Origin of the sequence: Zobellia sp. 1_MG-2023 (assembly GCF_030549125.1) — a bacterium.
Lineage (GTDB): Bacteria > Bacteroidota > Bacteroidia > Flavobacteriales > Flavobacteriaceae > Zobellia > Zobellia russellii.
In genome coordinates this window covers 162,105-179,334 of sequence record NZ_JAUOSY010000001.1, presented here as the reverse complement: position 1 = coordinate 179,334, position 17,230 = coordinate 162,105, and the positions used below count along the sequence as shown (strand labels likewise).

15 protein-coding genes and 1 tRNA gene are annotated in these 17,230 nt (G+C 39.0%); 8 read left to right on the top strand and 8 right to left on the bottom strand.

The window, feature by feature from the left end; all coding sequences use genetic code 11:
* Window positions 1-65: 65 nt before the first annotated feature.
* The 6 genes from Q4597_RS00735 to Q4597_RS00710 all read right to left on the bottom strand — a co-directional run bounded on the left by Q4597_RS00735 (window position 66) and on the right by Q4597_RS00710 (window position 4,591).
* The gene (locus tag Q4597_RS00735) at window positions 66-881 is read right to left on the bottom strand and encodes a purine-nucleoside phosphorylase (RefSeq protein ID WP_215437836.1); all 816 of its coding nucleotides are present in this window, start codon (window positions 879-881) and stop codon (window positions 66-68) included.
* On the bottom strand, window positions 878-1,555 hold the full coding sequence (locus Q4597_RS00730) for a TIGR04282 family arsenosugar biosynthesis glycosyltransferase (protein WP_368506669.1): 678 nt from the start codon (window positions 1,553-1,555) through the stop codon (window positions 878-880). The genes Q4597_RS00735 and Q4597_RS00730 overlap by 4 nt, the downstream gene beginning before the upstream one ends.
* A gap of 58 nt (window positions 1,556-1,613) precedes the next feature.
* On the bottom strand, window positions 1,614-2,111 hold the full coding sequence (locus Q4597_RS00725; RefSeq protein ID WP_215913820.1) for a rhodanese-like domain-containing protein: 498 nt from the start codon (window positions 2,109-2,111) through the stop codon (window positions 1,614-1,616).
* 66 nt (window positions 2,112-2,177) lie between these two features.
* Window positions 2,178-3,482 carry an ADP-ribosylglycohydrolase family protein gene (locus tag Q4597_RS00720; RefSeq protein WP_303404379.1) on the bottom strand — a complete coding sequence of 435 codons (1,305 nt, stop codon included), beginning with the start codon at window positions 3,480-3,482 and terminating at the stop codon, window positions 2,178-2,180.
* A complete protein-coding gene (locus tag Q4597_RS00715; RefSeq protein WP_303404378.1) occupies window positions 3,479-4,453 on the bottom strand; it encodes a phosphotransferase in 975 nt (324 codons plus the stop codon). The genes Q4597_RS00720 and Q4597_RS00715 overlap by 4 nt, the downstream gene beginning before the upstream one ends.
* A 65-nt stretch (window positions 4,454-4,518) precedes the next feature.
* Window positions 4,519-4,591: transfer RNA gene (locus Q4597_RS00710), tRNA-Phe, on the bottom strand.
* A 101-nt stretch (window positions 4,592-4,692) separates the two neighbouring features.
* On the opposite strand from Q4597_RS00710, the gene Q4597_RS00705 reads away from it, so the two are divergent.
* The 7 genes from Q4597_RS00705 to Q4597_RS00675 all read left to right on the top strand — a co-directional run bounded on the left by Q4597_RS00705 (window position 4,693) and on the right by Q4597_RS00675 (window position 12,607).
* On the top strand, window positions 4,693-5,421 hold the full coding sequence (locus Q4597_RS00705; protein WP_303404377.1) for a type III pantothenate kinase: 729 nt from the start codon (window positions 4,693-4,695) through the stop codon (window positions 5,419-5,421).
* Window positions 5,421-6,707, top strand: a complete 1,287-nt coding sequence (locus Q4597_RS00700) for a hypothetical protein (protein ID WP_303404376.1) — start codon at window positions 5,421-5,423, stop codon at window positions 6,705-6,707. Before Q4597_RS00705 ends, Q4597_RS00700 begins: the two co-directional genes overlap by 1 nt.
* Window positions 6,708-6,947: 240 nt before the next feature.
* Window positions 6,948-8,321: a hypothetical protein gene (locus Q4597_RS00695; protein WP_246560284.1), complete on the top strand. Its 1,374-nt coding sequence runs from the start codon at window positions 6,948-6,950 to the stop codon at window positions 8,319-8,321.
* A 4-nt stretch (window positions 8,322-8,325) separates the two neighbouring features.
* On the top strand, window positions 8,326-8,934 hold the full coding sequence (gene lptC, locus Q4597_RS00690; RefSeq protein ID WP_303404375.1) for an LPS export ABC transporter periplasmic protein LptC: 609 nt from the start codon (window positions 8,326-8,328) through the stop codon (window positions 8,932-8,934).
* Window positions 8,927-9,130, top strand: coding sequence for a hypothetical protein (locus tag Q4597_RS00685; RefSeq protein WP_215437852.1), 204 nt, complete (start codon window positions 8,927-8,929; stop codon window positions 9,128-9,130). The genes lptC and Q4597_RS00685 overlap by 8 nt, the downstream gene beginning before the upstream one ends.
* A gap of 63 nt (window positions 9,131-9,193) precedes the next feature.
* The gene (locus Q4597_RS00680; protein ID WP_252735838.1) at window positions 9,194-10,423 is read left to right on the top strand and encodes a CNNM domain-containing protein; all 1,230 of its coding nucleotides are present in this window, start codon (window positions 9,194-9,196) and stop codon (window positions 10,421-10,423) included.
* A 69-nt stretch (window positions 10,424-10,492) separates the two neighbouring features.
* A complete protein-coding gene (locus Q4597_RS00675; RefSeq protein WP_303404374.1) occupies window positions 10,493-12,607 on the top strand; it encodes a peptidylprolyl isomerase in 2,115 nt (704 codons plus the stop codon).
* Window positions 12,608-12,662: 55 nt separating this feature from the next.
* Here Q4597_RS00675 and Q4597_RS00670 read toward each other — a convergent pair whose 3' ends face one another.
* On the bottom strand, window positions 12,663-13,577 hold the full coding sequence (locus Q4597_RS00670) for a GYDIA family GHMP kinase (RefSeq protein WP_303404373.1): 915 nt from the start codon (window positions 13,575-13,577) through the stop codon (window positions 12,663-12,665).
* On the bottom strand, window positions 13,574-14,896 hold the full coding sequence (locus Q4597_RS00665) for a hydroxymethylglutaryl-CoA reductase, degradative (RefSeq protein WP_303404372.1): 1,323 nt from the start codon (window positions 14,894-14,896) through the stop codon (window positions 13,574-13,576). Before Q4597_RS00665 ends, Q4597_RS00670 begins: the two co-directional genes overlap by 4 nt.
* Window positions 14,897-15,050: 154 nt before the next feature.
* Here Q4597_RS00665 and Q4597_RS00660 point away from each other — a divergent pair, with 154 nt between their 5' ends.
* Window positions 15,051-17,228, top strand: coding sequence for a S9 family peptidase (locus Q4597_RS00660; RefSeq protein WP_303404371.1), 2,178 nt, complete (start codon window positions 15,051-15,053; stop codon window positions 17,226-17,228).
* The last annotated feature ends 2 nt before the right edge of the window (window positions 17,229-17,230 follow it).

Genomic DNA, 17,230 nt, shown 5'->3' with positions numbered 1-17,230 from the left:
TCCTAGATGCAAAAACTTACATATAGGAGCTTATTGGTTTCTTTTTTTCGACCTAGAAGTATAGTCTATAGGGTTTTTATCAGCTCCCTGAATAGCTTTACCATTTTGGGCTCTGCCGCTTCGGCCGTTTTAAGGATACGTTGTATGTCCGCGGGTTTAAGATTGTCCGGGTTGCACTCATCCGTAATAACAGAAACAGCAATAATGGGCAGGCTTAAATGGTTGGCAACAATAACTTCGGGCACTGTACTCATGCCCACGGCATCTGCGCCAATAATTTTAAGCATCCGGTATTCTGCCTTGGTCTCCAGTTGTGGTCCCACCACCGAAACATATACGCCCTTATGAAGTGTTATATCTTCTTTCTCTGCGATTTTAGTCAGGGTTTGGCGCATTGGTATGTCATAGGGTTCGGACATGTCCGTAAAACGGTCACCAAACTTCCCAACACCTTTAAATGCCAAAGGAGATCCGCCTTGAAGGTTAATATGATCCTCAATAAGCATTAAGTCGCCTTCTTTATAGTCCAGATTGATGGCTCCTGCAGCATTGGAAATAAACAATTTTTTAATGCCCAGCTGGTGCATAACACGAATGGGGTAGGTAATATCTAAAAAATCATACCCTTCGTACAAGTGAAACCGCCCTTGCATGACCACTGCCTTTTTCCCTTCCAGGGTACCGTAAATAAGCTTTCCGGAGTGAAATTCTACGGTGGCCAGGGGAAAGAAAGGAATATGGTTGTAATGCGCCTCAATAGGGTCTTCTATTTGATCGGCCAATTTACCAAGGCCGGTACCCAGTACAATACCAATTTCCGGATTGTCAAATCCTTTGCTCTGTAAATAAGCAACAGATTCGTTTAATTGTTTTTGTATCATGTTTTAATATGTTTTAAATAGGGCTTAAAGGCATTTATGTCTTTAATATCTTCATAAACGTCCACATCGTTACGTGCTTCTAAAATATGATATTTTTCGTTTTTAAGATTTTCCAAGGTGCTGGCTAAAACGGTTTCCTTGCCCCAATCTTTATTGGAGAAAAGCTCTGATTTAAAGGAATTCATTCCTAGAAGGTAATAGCCGCCATCTTCGGCAGGCCCAACTACAAAATCGTTTTTCTTTAACTGGGAAAAAGCATTCTGTATATCATTTTGGTCAAGGTCGTACATATCGCTTCCTATAATGATAATACGTTCAAAGCCAGAAGCAAAACCATCTTGAAAGGCCTTGGCCATACGAATGCCCAAATCATTGCCTTGCTGCAATCTTTTGTCAAATATACTAGGGCTCCAAATATCATCTGCCCAAATTTCTTCGGAATACCAAACTTGTTTTGCGGCATTTAAGTCTTTGGTAATGTTTACCGTGTGGTTCAGTAAAAACTTGTAAATGTCCAAAGCTGTTTCATTTCCGACCGTAGCTGCCAATCTAGTTTTACATTTGCACAATTGCGGGTTTCGTGTAAAAATGAGCAGAAGGTTTTTTGATGCTATATTGGTATAGTTTACCGTAGCGGCGTCTTTTTGTTTTTCTTGGGGCGATATAATACTCAAATGCGAAAGATTTTAATGGTTTGTAATGTGTTGAAATTTCTAGAACCCATTAGACGTTTTATTTGTCGTAAACTTTCTCTCCTGCATTTAGTAGTTTGCCCCAATGTTTGTTAAAGGCGTGGACATTTTCGGTGGGGTTTCCAATAGAATCATAAACCGGATAGCCTTTGTTTTTCCATTCAAAAATGCCTCCATATAGATTTTTTACATTGGTATACCCAGCTTTTTTCAACTTTTCTCCAATATCTTCCGATCGTACCCCAATGGAACAGTAAACGACTATTTCCTTGTTTTTATTTTGTAGATGTGAAGTAACGGAGTCCAACTGAAACGTATCATATCCCACCCAAATGGCATCTTTTAAGTGGCTTACTTCGTATTCAGTCTTCTCTCGAGCATCAATAAAAATGGGGTTTGTGGCGTTTTCAAGTTGTTCAACATGAATGTAGTCTACGGATCCTGTATTAAGCTTTTTTAGGGTTTTATCGATTTTACTTTGGGAAAAGGAAATCGAAACAGCCCAAAGAAAGAGTATAGTGCTTAGCCATGTTTTCATGAAAGTAATGCTTGTGGTGCAATTACAAATATACCACTAAAAAGAACGGGTTTTGTTAACTAAAAACTAAGGGTTGGGGAAGTTAATGTGCTTTTTCTCTACCATTTCAAGCGCCAAGGCCTCAAGGTCTATGCCCATATTTTCTTTGTTAACTTTAAGGGCTTGGGTACGTAGGGTTACGGGTAGGTTGGAGTAACCTTCTTTGGCACCCAGAATCATCCCGGCTACTGCGGCAACGGTGTCATTGTCCCGGCCATAGTTCACTATAAATTGAAGGGTTTTTTCAAAATCGCCTTCGCCATATTGTAAAGCGGTAATCAAAATTTGCCAGATTTCTCCAGAGTGAAAGGGAATAGCCTTTTCATTTTCCTCCAAAAATTGATAGGCCAGTTCTTGGCGGGTCCATTCCTTTTGGAGCCTATTAAATCCCTCAGGTATTTTAAAGAGAATGCTGTCTTTTGCGGTTAAGGTATCGGCTAATACAAGTTGTTTTATGGCTAGGACTTTTTTTACGGAAGCATCTGCCATGTTATATGAAATACGGCCTACTAGTCTGCTATCTTGGTAGCCTAGCGGGTCTATAAAGGTGGCGGTGTTGATTATGGAATCCATATTGGTGGTCCGGAGTGCCATATGTGTCATTGCTGAAACCAAAGCGGATATGTCCTTGGCATACCCCAAGTCAAACAAAGTATGTTCATAGGCAAGGTTGTAAGCATCTTCAGGATTATTGCTTATAAGCCCGAACATTGGGGTGTACAGTTGCCCGGCACAAGACATTTCACCACCGTAAAAACGGTTCATAGCTTTTAGGTAGGCTTCGGTATCTTCTTGATAAGCCATGCTTACACGTGCCCATTCCTTGATCCAGTCTATTTTTTCAATCTGGGTATCCAGGAAATCGGTTTCCGGTACGGCACCATTGTCACTAATGGTCTTTGTAAGCGATGCATAATAGTCCGTTATAAAATTGGCAAAATTGGTAGCACTAAGGTTTTCTTTGTTTAGCGATAGGTATTTGACCATGGCATACTTCCAACGTGTATCGTCCGTTGTGGCGCCGGCAATTAAATTATGGTCCCACGTGCCTTCTGGTGATTGTTGTCGTACGGCGGGAGTGAGGGTCGTAATGTAGCCGTATTTAAGTTGAATGTCTTTTCGAGACCACATTTCGGTAGAGGCGCCCATGGCATCGCCAATAGCAGATCCAACCAGAGCACCTAAAACTTTATCGTAATAGTTTTTTTCTGAAAGGTCTAGGGTGTCCAAGGTATATGATTGGCCAATTGGAGCGGGGATTTCTAATGGAGATGGTTTTTCTTTGCAGCCAATGAATAAAACTGTTAGCGTCCAAAATAGAAGTCTTTTCATGGAGACAAAATGAGTTTGCGTGCTTTTTTCAGAAGTTTGCTTTTTTCTTTTAAACTGCGTTCTAGGGGCAATTGTGCCAGTCCTATTAGCCTTCTAATAATCTCTATACCGGCCACTTGGGACATTAATTCCAGATCGGCCTCTCCATCATAGGCGGCATGAATACGTTTTAGGTAGCCCTTTTTGCCAGTAGCCATGATAATATGTGCGGCCATGACACCTAAATCAAATTCAGGGAAACCTACAAAACCAAATTCCGGGTCTATAATGTACAGGTTCTCAGATTCGGTCATCCAGCTTCCTGGATAATAATCGCCATGAAGAAGGGTGGTGCCGGGTGATAGATATTTCTTCCCCACCTTTTTTACAACCTTTTTTATTTTCTTGTCTTTCTTGTATTGAAGCGAAAGCTCTTGGAGTCCAGGTTGTATATCGTCCAATGGAAATCCGTTATCCTCTAAAAATGGAAGTTCAAAAATATGTTGATGGTTCAGTTGGCGCATTTCTAGGTTCTGTGGAAAATCACTGGATACCTTTTTTCTGTGAATGAGCCCTAGAATAAAAATAAGACGGTCTAACTGCCTGTTTGAGATAGCCTGTTTTTGGTAGATGTAGACCATATCCTCGCAATGACCTAAATCCTCAAGCAGTAATAAATGCTCGTTAGAATCAAAACCAATGATATTGGGTACGTGGGCATGAACGGCATTGTCCCTAACCGCTTGATAGAATTTTTTTTCTACAAAAATACGATCTAGAGGTGCTTTGATCTGTTGGTATTTCTGTACGTAGGGCCGTGATTGCTTTAAGATAAACGAACGTTGATCGGTTGTGATGCGCAGTACCACGTTCATGTTGCCGTCTCCGGGCTTTTCTACGGAAATGATTTTTTCTGAGGGGTCTAACCACTCTTTGGATAGTAGATAATTCTGTAGTTCCTCTAGAGGGGTGTTGGTATCTATTACAGTCAAAACAGTAGTTTTTTGCAAGATAAGTCCAAAAACAAAAAAATCCTTACCGAAGTAAGGATTTTTTGTGGTGCCTCCAGGAATCGAACCAGGGACACATGGATTTTCAGTCCATTGCTCTACCAACTGAGCTAAGGCACCATGCCCGTTTGCGGGTGCAAATATAATTTCAAATTTGCGATATGCAAACAAATTTTGAAAAAAAGATGAATGTTAGGTAACATTTTTTGATCTTTGTATCTATGAACTTAGTAATAGATGCCGGTAATACTTGTGTGAAACTAGCCGTGTATGAGGGAGATACCCTTATATTTCGGCAAAATTCCGAGGTTGAAAATGTAGCTCGGGAACTAAAGGAAATTTGTGACCATTATCCTAAAATAAAAAGTGGAATAATAGCTTCTGTTGGAAATTTGGACCGAAAAGTCATGTCAGTGCTTACCGTTTTTTGCGAAGTTCATGAACTAACACCGTCCAGTAAAACCCCTTTTAAGAATTCATACGCCACTCCACAATCCTTAGGTGTTGATCGTATAGCGCTGGCAACAGCGGCATTTTATCATAATCCAAAAGGGAACAGTCTGGTCATAGACGCCGGTACATGCGTTACCTATGACATGGTGAACGATTACGGAGAGTATTTGGGAGGGGCCATTTCCCCAGGGTTGCACATGAGATATAAGGCATTGCACGAACAAACTTCAAAATTGCCGCTATTGAAGCCAAAAGAATTTATAGATTACATTGGAAACTCTACCGAAACCAGTATTCACAGTGGTGTAGTAAACGGTATTTGCCAAGAAATAGACGGTGTAATAGACCAATACAAATCTCGTTTTGCAGATTTAACAGTTATTTTAACAGGCGGTGACATGCTATTTTTGTCTAAACGGTTAAAAAATACCATATTTGCGGACTCCAAATTTCTCCTTAAGGGATTAAATTATCTGTTGGAATACAACAAACGCTAATGATCAGAAAAATAGGTTTTGCCATAATTTGCCTTTTTACAACAGGCATGTACGCTCAAGATGGTTCGGTTTCCCCATATTCATATTTTGGTTTAGGAGAGTTAAGAAGCGGTTCTACCGTAGAAAACCAGATGATGGGTGGCATAGGTATGTATGCCGATAGTATTCATGTTAACCTTAGAAACCCTGCCGCGTATAGTAAATTGGGTATTCAAGGAAGGGATGATTTTGGTATAACCACATATACCGCGGGGCTATCTTACAAACAGACTACTTTAAAAAGCTTTACCGAACAGCAGAGTACGGCGGTTACCAATTTAGATTATTTGTCTATTGGGTTAAGTATTAAAAAAGGCTTGGGAGTTGGTTTTGGTATCGTGCCTTATTCTTCGGTAGGTTATAATTTTGAAGATTTGGTCGGGGCAGAAGGGTCTCAAGAAATAAATCAGTACTCCGGTGAAGGCGGTGTTAACAAGGCTTATGTATCCGTTGGTTATGAATTTGCAAAGGATTTCAGTTTTGGTGTAACCCTGAACTATAATTTTGGGAGAATAGAAACCCTTAAAGTGCAAAGCACGGAAGGTGTTTTGTTGGGTTCAAAAGATGAGCGGGTTTCTAGGATTAACGGTGTAGATTTGAATTATGCTCTTAGCTATACACCGGCAATGGATGATGAACACACCTTGTATACATCGGTACGCATAAATACACAGGCCAATCTTTCGGCCAGAAATACGCAGAGAATAGGTTCTTTTATAGGAAGCCCGTCCTCGGAAAGTTTCGTAAATGAAGTTGATTTGTACTCTCAAGGCTTAAAAGAAACTGGGGTAACCATACCTACCACAACTACATTGGGCTTGGGTTACGGAAAAAATATGCAATGGTTTTTGGGGCTGGAATATAGCTTTCAGAAGCTAACTGATTTTTCCAACGCCTTTTTGGAGATAGATAATTTAGTATACAAAGACGCCAGCACATTTGCATTGGGAGGTTTTTATACTCCGGAAAGAAATTCTTTTGGAAGCTATTTAAAAAGGGTTACTTACAGGGCTGGTGTACGTCTTGAGAAGACCGGAATGTACGTTAATGAAAAAGATATAAATGATTTTGGCATAACTTTTGGGTTGGGTTTACCGTTGGGTAACAATCTTTCCAATCTTAACTTAGGTTTTGAATACGGAAAAAGAGGAACTACCGCAGCAAATCTAATTGAGGAGAGTTATTTTAAAGTCAACCTAGGATTGTCTTTAAACGATCAATGGTTTAGAAAGAGAAAGATAAACTAAGATTGTAAAATGCTTGAGATTTCGTTAGGGTTTATTGGGTTAATTAGAGAATGATTGGGTAAATTCGCAAAAAAAATCTCAAAATGGCATTTTCTAAATTTACTTTAGACCTCTTGGTGAAAAATTAGTACATTACCCCTCCAAAAATTAGAACATAAAAAATGAGCCATAATAACTCTGGGCACTAACCATGAATTTGACTGGCAATTTGTAATTTGAAAAACAAGTAAAAATTTAAAAATGAAAACAAAACTTTACTTCACGGCGATTATGCTTTTAGGGTTTATGGGAGTAAGTAATGCCCAGGCTCAAAATCAAGAATGTATGACCAACTTATCTATATATGTTGAGCATGCAAAGGTGAAAAATTATGAGGCGGCTTATACTCCTTGGAAAATGGTCTATGATAATTGCCCTGATATTAACCGTGCTAACTTTATTTACGGCGAAAAAATATTGGCCGATAAAATAGAAAAGTCATCTGGTGCTGAAAAAGATGGGTACGTAAAGGATATGTTGGCTTTGTACGATAACAGTGCCAAGTACTTTCCTGCAAAATACTCTCCAGGTGTAGTAGGTATTGATAAAGCTTTGTTTTTGTACGATAACAAAATGGCTTCTGATGATGAGTTGTACAAGTTGTTAGGGGAAGCTTTTGAGAAAGATCCTAAAAACTTTAAGAATCCAAAAGCCTTGTACTTGTACTTTTCAAGTTTGGTAGACTTGCACAAAGATGGTAAAAAAGACTTGCAAGAGGTTTTTGATGTTTACGATAACGTAAACGATAAAATAGAGGAAGAGAACAAAAAACTTACAGGTGTAATTACCAAGTTGCTTCCTAAAGATTCTACGGGAACTATTACTTCTAAAGAGAAAAGAAGCTTGAAAATTGCGACTACTAACTCGGAATCTTACGGTAAAATTGCCGGTAGTGTAGATTCTAAGCTTGGTGCTTTGGCAGATTGTGATAACCTTATTCCTTTATACGAAAAGAGTTTTGAAGAGAAAAAAGGAGATGTTACATGGGTAAAAAGAGCGGTAGGAAGAATGTTCAACAAAGAATGTACGGATGATCCTTTGTTCCAAAAGTTGTTTGAAGCTCAATTGGCCTTAGACCCATCTGCTAGTGCTTACGTATATGGTGGTACATTAAAAATGAAAAATGGAGATTCTAAAGGAGCCCTTGCAGATTTTGATAAGGCTATGACTTTGGAGACCGATCCTTATAAAAAATCTGATATCGCTTATAAAGTAGCGGTAATCAACAAAAGAAAAGGTAGCAAGTCTACAGCTAGAAAGTATGCTCAAATGGCTATCAATGCCAATAAAGCCAACGGTAAAGCATATTTGTTAATAGCTAGCCTTTACGCAACAAGTGCTAACGATTGTGGTAGTACTCCGTTTGAGAAAAGAGCTATTTACTGGAAGGCTGCGGATATGGCCCGTCAAGCTGGTCGTGTAGATCCAGCGGTAAAAGGAGCGGCTAATCAGTCTGCTGCTAGTTATGCTGCAAAAGCACCTTCTAAAACAGATATCTTCAACTCTGGTATGGCCGGTAAAACCGTATCTTTCAGTTGTTGGGTTGGTGGTAGCATAAAAGTACCGAACTTATAGAAAGATGATTTCATCTTACGGATATAATCTTAAAACTATTGCCATGGTTCTTACCATGGCAATAGTTTTTTTTTCTTGTCAGGATAACTATAAAAGGTCCGGTCAGGAGAAAGCACCTTTGGTGTATCCTATGGGTATTACCGAAAATTTTACGGCCACGTATACAGAGGCCAAGGAAATGCTTGAGAGTGAAGATTCTACTTCAACCCGTGTAATTGCGGTTCTAACAAGTCCCTTAAACGAGGATTACAACAATCAGGAATTTCCGTACCGTACCTTTCCAAAAGGTTTGTTGGTAGATTATTTTAATGAAGCAGGGGAGAAGAGTATTATTAAAGCCGATTACGGAATTATTTATTCTGCCACAAATGTAATAGATTTACAAGGCAATGTGGTCATAGAAAGCCATGACGGCAAGAAATTGGAAACCCCGCAATTGTTTTGGGATCAGGATGATAATTGGATTTTTACCCAAGAGAGTTTTAAGTTTACAAATCCCGAAGATGGAACTATCATGGATGGTGAAGGAATGGATTTTAATAAAGACTTAAGTTTCTTCAACGCCCATAAAACATATGGCTTAATGACTATTAAAGAAGAATCGGATGATTAAGATTTTAAGATATACCGAATATTTATATTTGGCAGTAGCCTTTTTCTCGTTGTATAGAATTTTTACGGATTGGAATACGGATAGGGAAGGCACTTATTTATTTATGTTCTTCGCTGCGGTTTCAATAGGAATGTTTCTGTTCAGAAGAAATTACAGGAAAAAGTTTGAACAACGCAAACAAGATAACCAACAATAAGCTGTGGAAGCTGCCATTTTGATTATTGTTTCATCGCTGCTGTTTTCGGCCTTTTTTTCAGGTATGGAGATAGCGTTCATTTCCGCCAATAAGATTCACATTGAAATAGAAAAGAAGCAGGAAGGTCTTTTGGCCAAGGTGTTAACTCGCCTAACCAAAAAGCCATCTAAGTTTATTGCAACTATGCTTATTGGCAATAATATTGCCTTGGTTATTTATGGGTTGTTCATGGGCGACCTGCTCATGGGGTGGTTTCAAAGTATGGTGCCCTCCCAAAGCGAGTTTCTCAATTTAGTGTTGGGAGATTTTAGTCTGGTAACCCAAACGGTCATATCTACGTTGGTTATCCTCTTTACTGCGGAGTTTTTGCCAAAAGTACTCTTTCAGATTTACTCCAATACCTTGCTCAAATTTTTGGCCATACCGGCCTATCTTTTTTATATTATCTTTTCGGTGATTTCCGATTTTGTAATTTGGGTGTCCGATGCTATTTTAAAAGCGTTCTTCAAAACAGATGGGGACGATGTGCAATTGGCTTTTAGCAAAATAGAACTTGGGGATTATATAACGGAGCAGATGGAAACCGTAGAAGAGGAGGACGAAGTAGATTCCGAGATTCAAATTTTCCAGAACGCCTTGGAATTTGCTGCCTTAAAAGCACGCGAAGTAATGGTGCCCCGTACAGAAATCATGGCAGTTGAACTTCATGAGACACCAAAAAACCTGGCAAAACTTTTTACGGAAACAGGCTATTCTAAAATTTTGGTCTATAAAGATACTATAGATAATATTATAGGTTATGTGCATTCGTATGAGCTATTTAAAAAGCCAAAAACCATAAAGAGTATTCTTTTGCCGGTTGAGTTTGTGCCCGAAACCATGCTTATTCAGGATATTCTTAATGTGTTGACCAAAAAACGAAAGAGTATTGCAGTGGTTCTGGATGAGTACGGAGGTACTTCAGGAATCATGACCGTAGAGGATATTGTTGAGGAACTCTTTGGTGAAATTGAAGATGAGCATGACACTACCGATCTAATTGAAGAACAATTAGAGGATAATACTTTTAAGTTTTCGGCGCGGTTAGAGGTTGACTACATAAATGAAGTCTATAAATTGGAGCTTCCTAAAAGTGAAGAGTATGAGACACTTGGCGGATTAATTGTGAGTGAAACAGGTGAAATTCCCGAGCAAAATTCAGAAATCCAAATAGAAAATTTCATGTTCAAAATAATTGAAGTATCGAACACAAAAATTGATTTAGTGTTCTTACAAATCCTTGATAAAGAATAGTTTTTCAATCCTTTATAAATTGAAGGAAAAATGTTAATTTCGCAAACTGATTAAACAAAACCCTAATTAATGGCAATTTTAGAGAATATAAGAAAACGGACAACCGTTCTAATACTGATTATAGGCTTGGCCCTTTTCGCATTTGTAATATCCGGTGTATTTGTCAACGGAGATGTTAGTGGTAAAGTAGGCTCTAGTATAGCCGAAATTAATGGAGAGGAAATTTCAATAGATGAATTTCGCCAAAAGGTAGATATTGCTTCTAGACGTTCTGCCAACGCTTCTACAATGCAGACCGTAAACCAAGTGTTTGACCAAGAGGTACGTAATGCCATCTTAGGACAGCAGTTTCAGGATTTAGGGGTTGATATTGAGCAAGATCAAATTCTAAACTACATTGGAACTATTCCGTCATATGCTCAGAGCCCACAATTCCAGAATGAAAGTGGTGTTTTTGACCAGAACAAATTCAGAAATTTTATTGCTGAGCTTAAGTTGAATAATCCGGAGCAGTACAATCTTTGGTTGCAAGATGAACAAGCAATTGTTCAAAGCGCAAAACAGCAGACGTATTTTAACTTGATCAAGGCCGGAGTTGGTGCCACTTTAAAAGAAGGTGAGCTAGATTACAAATTGGCCAATGATAAGGTTGATGTTAAGTATGTACGTATTCCGTTCACTTCTATTCCGGATAGTACTATTTCTGTTTCTAAAAGTGAGATTCAGACTTACATCAATAATCATAAGGAAGATTTCAAACAAGAACCAGCTAGGGATATTCAGTTTGTATACTTTCAGGAGAAGCCTTCTGCCGCAGATGAGACTGCAGTAAAGGATGCCATTACAAAATTGATGGACGATACAGTTGAGTACAATACTCAAACGGATAAAAATGATACTGTAGCTGGTTTCAGGAATACAACGGATTTAGCGGCATTTTTAGATCGTAATTCAGATGTGAAATTTGATACTATTTACAAATCTAAGAAGCAGCTTCCTGCTAAGTTTGCAGATACGCTAATGACTTTGCAGGTTGGAGAAATGTATGGTCCTTATAGAGATGGCGATTTCTTTAAAGTTTCTAAAATGGTGGCCAGAAAGCCAGGAGGTTCTGTAAAGGCAAGCCATATTCTTATTGCTTATGAAGGAGCACAACGTGCCAATCCTGAAGTAACAAGAACCAAAGAAGAGGCTGAGGCCGAAGCAAAGCGTTTGTTAAGAGAGGCTAAAAAGAAAGATGCCAAGTTTGTAGAGTTGGCGCGTGATAATTCAGACGGTCCTTCTGCACCAAACGGAGGTGATTTAGGATATTTTCAAGAGGGTAGAATGGTACCTGCTTTTAATGATTTTGCTTTTGGAAATAAAGTAGGCACTATTGGTATGGTTGAAACTGATTTTGGTTTCCATGTTATTAAAATAGATGATAAAGAGGATATTGTTCAAATAGCTACCTTGGCTCGTGAGATAGAACCTTCTGAGGAAACAACTAATAAGTTGTTTACAGATGCTACTAAATTTGAAATGGAGTCTATTGAATCTAACAAGGCGTTCTCAGATTTAGCCAAAGAAAATGAATACTTGGTTCGCCCTGTAAACAAGATAAAGGCTACAGATGAAAACTTGCCAGGTCTTGGTGCACAAAGAAGTATTGTACAATGGGCTTTTCAGGAAGAGACTAATATTGGGGATATCAAACGTTTTGATTTAACCGGTGGTTATGCTGTTGCTCAAGTAACAAAGGCATACAAAGAAGGCCTTATGTCTGTAGAGGATGCCTCTGCTATAGTTCTTCCTAAACTTAGAAAAGAACGTAAAGCGGCACAAATTATAGCGGCGAACAAAGGAAAATCAATTGAAGATTTGGCAAAAGATAATAACGTAAGCGCCTCAACGGCATCTGCGTTAACTGTTAAGTCTCCAACAATTCCTGGAGCTGGGTCTGAACCTGCTGTTGTAGGTACTGCTTTTGCAATGAAAGAAGGTGCTACTTCTGAGCTTATAGAAGGTAACACCGGAGTTTATAAGTTAACGGTTACCAAGAAGACCGAAGCGCCAAAACTGGATAACTATAGTATGTACGCTACTTCCGTAAAAACTTCACGTGAAGCACGAGTTAATACTGCAGTATACGATGCATTAAAAGATGCTTCGGAGATTGAGGACAAAAGAGCTGCTTTCTACTAGATAGTGGTCTAACAATACAAAAAAAAGAGCCTTTCAATATTGAAAGGCTCTTTTTTTATAGTACCATTTTATCGTAGGGAATTACCGTACGGTAGCCCTTTTTTATAAAATAATCTGGAGTATCTTTATTGCCAATGGCAAGAATAAAATCGCCGCCCCAAGCGCCTAAACTCTTTATAGTTCCCAAGTAGTCAGGGAAAAGTTGTTGTTTTATGGTCTTGGTCTGTAATATTCGGGACAAAAGGGCTTCATGGCGTTCCAGTAGACTCCCAAAAGTTTCCAAATCTTTACTTTCCGTTATTTCTAAGGTTAATCGGGTAATACTTTCGGTGAGTTTGATATGGTCAAACTCCATTTTTCGATATTGGGCAATCCCTTCCCTACTATTTTGTTTTTTGTCTAGGTGAACAAAGAAAAGTTGTTTTTTGAATTTAGGATTGAAAGCAACCAGTTTTATTGTTGGAATTTTTTCCTTAACCTGATAGAGGATAGGACTGTTATTCTGGGCACAAGCAATATCATACCCACTTCCGGAAAAAGCATTCCACAAGAGTTGAAAAGCATCTACCTCTGCCCATTGCGCAATGTTATTTATAAGGGTTGATGATGACCCTAAACCCCAATCCTTTGGAAAATCCAATTTAGTTTCAACTTCTAGCCCTGTAGTTTTGGATAAGAAGTTAGGGTTTAATTTTTTTGCCTCTTTTAGTATATTTAAAAGTACCGTTTCTACGGTTTCGCTTGTAACTTCTTTTTTATCAGTTGCTAATTCACCTATATCAACCGAAGTTTTGAACCAAGCTTTTTCTTCGTTGTCCAGGCTTTTCCAAATTAATTGTTGGCTTTGGGTAGGGGTTACTTTTAGCGTTTGTCCATATGCAGTAGGTATAGCAAGACCTAATGCGCCGTCTAATATGGCATATTCTCCCGTTAAGAGTAGTTTTCCGTTACTGTAGTACTCTCTTGTCATTTGGTGTTCCTGAGCTTTTCAAACGCTTCTACCACGGCATTGTGGGTAGCCGGATGTTTCTTAAAATAAATGGTCAATGCTTTCTTTTCTTCTTCGGTGGCTCCCAATTGGTTCAAGATATTCAATAGGTGCATTTTCATGTGCCCTTCTTGGATACCTGTGGTGACTAGAGAGCGTACTGCGGCAAAGTTTTGTGCCAAACCGGCAACGGCAACAATCTGCATTAATTCTTTAGCGGACGGTTTACCTAATATCTCCATGGCTAATTTTACAAGAGGATGTAAACTGGTGAGTCCGCCTATTGTCCCTAAAGCCATAGGAATCTCGATCCAAAATTTAAAGGTGTCATTCTCAATGGAAGCATGGGTGAGACTGGTGTAAGAACCATCTTTGGCTGCGTAGGCATGGATACCGGCTTCTACGGCCCTAAAATCGTTTCCTGTGGCCAGTACAACCGCATCTATACCGTTCATAATACCCTTATTGTGGGTAACGGCCCTATGGGGTTCTACTTTGGCTATGTTTACCGCTTGTACCATTTTTTTTGCAAATTGAAGAGCTGCTTCGCTGTTTCCTATCTTCAATTCTGTAATCGGGCAGCTTACCTCGGCTTTAACCAAGCAATTAGGAACATAATTGGAAAGGATGCTCATTACAATTTCAATAGCCTTTTCTTTTTCGGTAAAAAGAGAAAACGAACTCGCCTCTTCCTTAAAAGTTTTAGCAAATTGTTCTAGACAGGAATTTATGAAATTCGCGCCCATAGCATCAAGCGTCTCAAACGTGCAATGCAATTGGTAATAGTTGTCCAGGGCATTAGTTTTATCCCTCAGTTCAATGCTATTGATGCCGCCACCTCGTTTTTCCATGTTCTTGGTAATGGAGGAGGCTTCGGAAAGTAGCTTTGGTTTTATATGAGCAAAGAAAGAGGTAAGGTGTTCTTTGTTGCCTTGGTATATGAAATGTACTTGACCTATTTTTTCGGTACCCAAAACTTGGGTTTTAAACCCGCCTTTTTCTAGCCAGAACTTTGCCGCTTTACTTGCTGCAGCAACTACGGAGCTTTCTTCAATGGCCATGGGAATGGCATAAAGTTTATCGTTGATTAAAAAATTTGGGGCAATTCCAAATGGAAGATAGTAATTGGTGACTGTGTTTTCTATAAACTCGTCATGCAGTTGTTGCACGTCTTCGGCTGTGTTCCAGTACCTTTTGAGTAGGCTTTTTGCTGCTTCTGGATCGGCCGTATAAGAGGCCGTTAGCCAATCTATCTTTTGCTCTTTGGTCAGTTTTGAGAATCCCTCTATGGGCTTGGTCATAACATTTGGTTTCGGTGGGTAAAGATAATGATAATGGTTTATACCTATGATTGCGATTAACCTCGATAAAACAAGGGATTTTTATGATTTAAAGTTTAATTCTTTGTAAAATTATCACTAAACTTGGGCGATTTAATCTTTTTTATAACATTCTATGCGAAAAATAGTTTTGAGTGTCTCTTTTGTATTCGCCTTTTTGGCGATTTCTTATGCGCAAAAGAAACAAGTTACAGTAGAGGCAGTATACGGAGGTGAGTTCTCAATTGAAAGGTTGGATGCCTTAAGGTCCATGAAAAACGGTAAGCAATATACCCTGTTGAATTGGGGTGCAGATGGGACTACAACCATTGATAAGTTTGATTACGCTACGCAGAAAAAGGTAGAAACCATTGTTAGTTCTGCCAATTTACAGGAAATAGAAGGTTTTAGCTCCTACCAATTCAGTGATGATGAATCTCAGTTGTTATTGGCAACAGAATTAGAATCTATCTATAGACATTCAACACTGGGCATCTTTTATGTGTATGATTTAAAGACCAAAAAACTAACCGAAGTTTCAGATACAAAAATCCAAGAGCCAAAGCTGGCTCCGGACGGAACAAAGGTGGCCTACGTGGCCAAAAACAACCTCTACTTATTTGATTTGGCATCCGGAACTACGGAACAGCTTACGACAGATGGTCAGAAAAACTCAGTCATTAATGGTGTAACGGATTGGGTTTACGAAGAGGAGTTTGCTTTTGTCAGGGCTTTTGATTGGAATAGCAATGGTACCAAAATAGCCTTTTTACGTTTTGATGAAACGGATGTGCCCGAATTTTCTATGGATGTTTTTGGAACGGATTTATATCCTACTCAGGAAACATTCAAATATCCTAAGGCCGGCGAGGCAAATGCCAAAGTAAGTTTGCATTTATACGATGTAAAGGCTAAAACCACAGCCTCGGTAGATTTTGGGGATGCATATTACATTCCACGTATCAAATGGATGAACAACTCTAATTATTTAAGTGTGCAGGTGCTCAACAGGCACCAGAACCATTTAAAATTGTATTCCGTAGATGCTAAAAATAATGCGGCTACCGTACTTTTAGAGGAAAAGGACAAAGCGTATATAGATATCACGGATAACCTTACGTTTCTGGCGGACGATAGTTTTATCTGGACAAGCGAAAAAGACGGCTACAACCATATCTATCTTCATGATCAGGATGGTAATCTTGTAAACCAAATAACCAAGGGGCCATGGGAGGTGACCCAATACTATGGTTATGATCAGAATGAGGATAAGGTCTATTACCAATCTACGGAAAACGGCTCAATTAACCGTGGTGTATACAGTATTGAAACCAACGGAAAGAACAAAAAGGCTTTGGTAGCACAGGAAGGCTCCAATGATGCCGATTTTAGTGCAGATTTCACTTATTTTATACACACCTATTCCAATGCAAGTACACCGCCTGTTTATATGCTGCACAAAGCTTTAAACGGGAAAAAGGTAAAGGAAATAAAAAATAACAATGCTTTAGTTGAAAAGTTGAAAGGATACGAAATCAGCGAAAAGGAATTCTCTACCATTACCATTAACGGCAATGAGCTAAATATGTATATGGTGAAGCCTAAAGATTTTGATCCAGCAAAAAAATACCCGTTGTTAATGTACCAATATAGTGGTCCAGGTTCACAGAGCGTGGTAAACCGTTGGTTGGATGCTAGGGATTTGTGGCATCAGCAATTGGTATCACGGGGTTATGTGGTTGCTTGTGTAGACGGTAGGGGAACGGGTTTTAAGGGTGCGGATTTTAAAAAGTCTACCTATCTAAATCTTGTAAAATATGAAACCGAAGACCAGATTGCAGCTGCTAAAGAATTGAGCAAGTTGCCGTATATAGACGAAAATAGAACCGGAATTTGGGGATGGAGTTTTGGAGGTCACATGTCTACCAACTGTATTTTAAAAGGGAATGATGTTTTTGAAACGGCCATTGCAGTTGCTCCGGTAACTACATGGCGCTTTTACGATACCATTTACACAGAACGTTTTTTACGTACTCCGGAGGAAAATCCGGCCGGTTATGATGAAAACTCTCCTTTGAACTATCCAGAAATGTTAAAAGGGAATTACCTGTTGGTTCATGGTTCCGGTGATGACAATGTACATGTGCAGAACTCAATGCGCATGATAGAAGCACTGGTGCAGGCCAATAAACAATTTGATTGGGCCATTTACCCAGATAAGAACCACGGCATTTATGGAGGAAATACCAGAGTGCACTTATTCAATAAAATGACTAATTTTTTACAGGAAAATTTGTTGAACCCTGAAAATTAGAA

Coding starts and splice junctions, on each gene's coding strand:
- Q4597_RS00700 (WP_303404376.1), top strand. CDS start 5,421: ATGATCAGAAAAATAGGTTTTGCCATAATTTGCCTTTTTACAACAGGC.
- Q4597_RS00725 (WP_215913820.1), bottom strand. CDS start 2,111: ATGAAAACATGGCTAAGCACTATACTCTTTCTTTGGGCTGTTTCGATT.
- Q4597_RS00735 (WP_215437836.1), bottom strand. CDS start 881: ATGATACAAAAACAATTAAACGAATCTGTTGCTTATTTACAGAGCAAA.
- Q4597_RS00685 (WP_215437852.1), top strand. CDS start 8,927: ATGATTAAGATTTTAAGATATACCGAATATTTATATTTGGCAGTAGCC.
- Q4597_RS00665 (WP_303404372.1), bottom strand. CDS start 14,896: ATGACCAAGCCCATAGAGGGATTCTCAAAACTGACCAAAGAGCAAAAG.
- lptC (WP_303404375.1), top strand. CDS start 8,326: ATGATTTCATCTTACGGATATAATCTTAAAACTATTGCCATGGTTCTT.
- Q4597_RS00680 (WP_252735838.1), top strand. CDS start 9,194: ATGGAGATAGCGTTCATTTCCGCCAATAAGATTCACATTGAAATAGAA.
- Q4597_RS00705 (WP_303404377.1), top strand. CDS start 4,693: ATGAACTTAGTAATAGATGCCGGTAATACTTGTGTGAAACTAGCCGTG.
- Q4597_RS00675 (WP_303404374.1), top strand. CDS start 10,493: ATGGCAATTTTAGAGAATATAAGAAAACGGACAACCGTTCTAATACTG.
- Q4597_RS00695 (WP_246560284.1), top strand. CDS start 6,948: ATGAAAACAAAACTTTACTTCACGGCGATTATGCTTTTAGGGTTTATG.
- Q4597_RS00720 (WP_303404379.1), bottom strand. CDS start 3,482: ATGAAAAGACTTCTATTTTGGACGCTAACAGTTTTATTCATTGGCTGC.
- Q4597_RS00670 (WP_303404373.1), bottom strand. CDS start 13,577: ATGACAAGAGAGTACTACAGTAACGGAAAACTACTCTTAACGGGAGAA.
- Q4597_RS00660 (WP_303404371.1), top strand. CDS start 15,051: ATGCGAAAAATAGTTTTGAGTGTCTCTTTTGTATTCGCCTTTTTGGCG.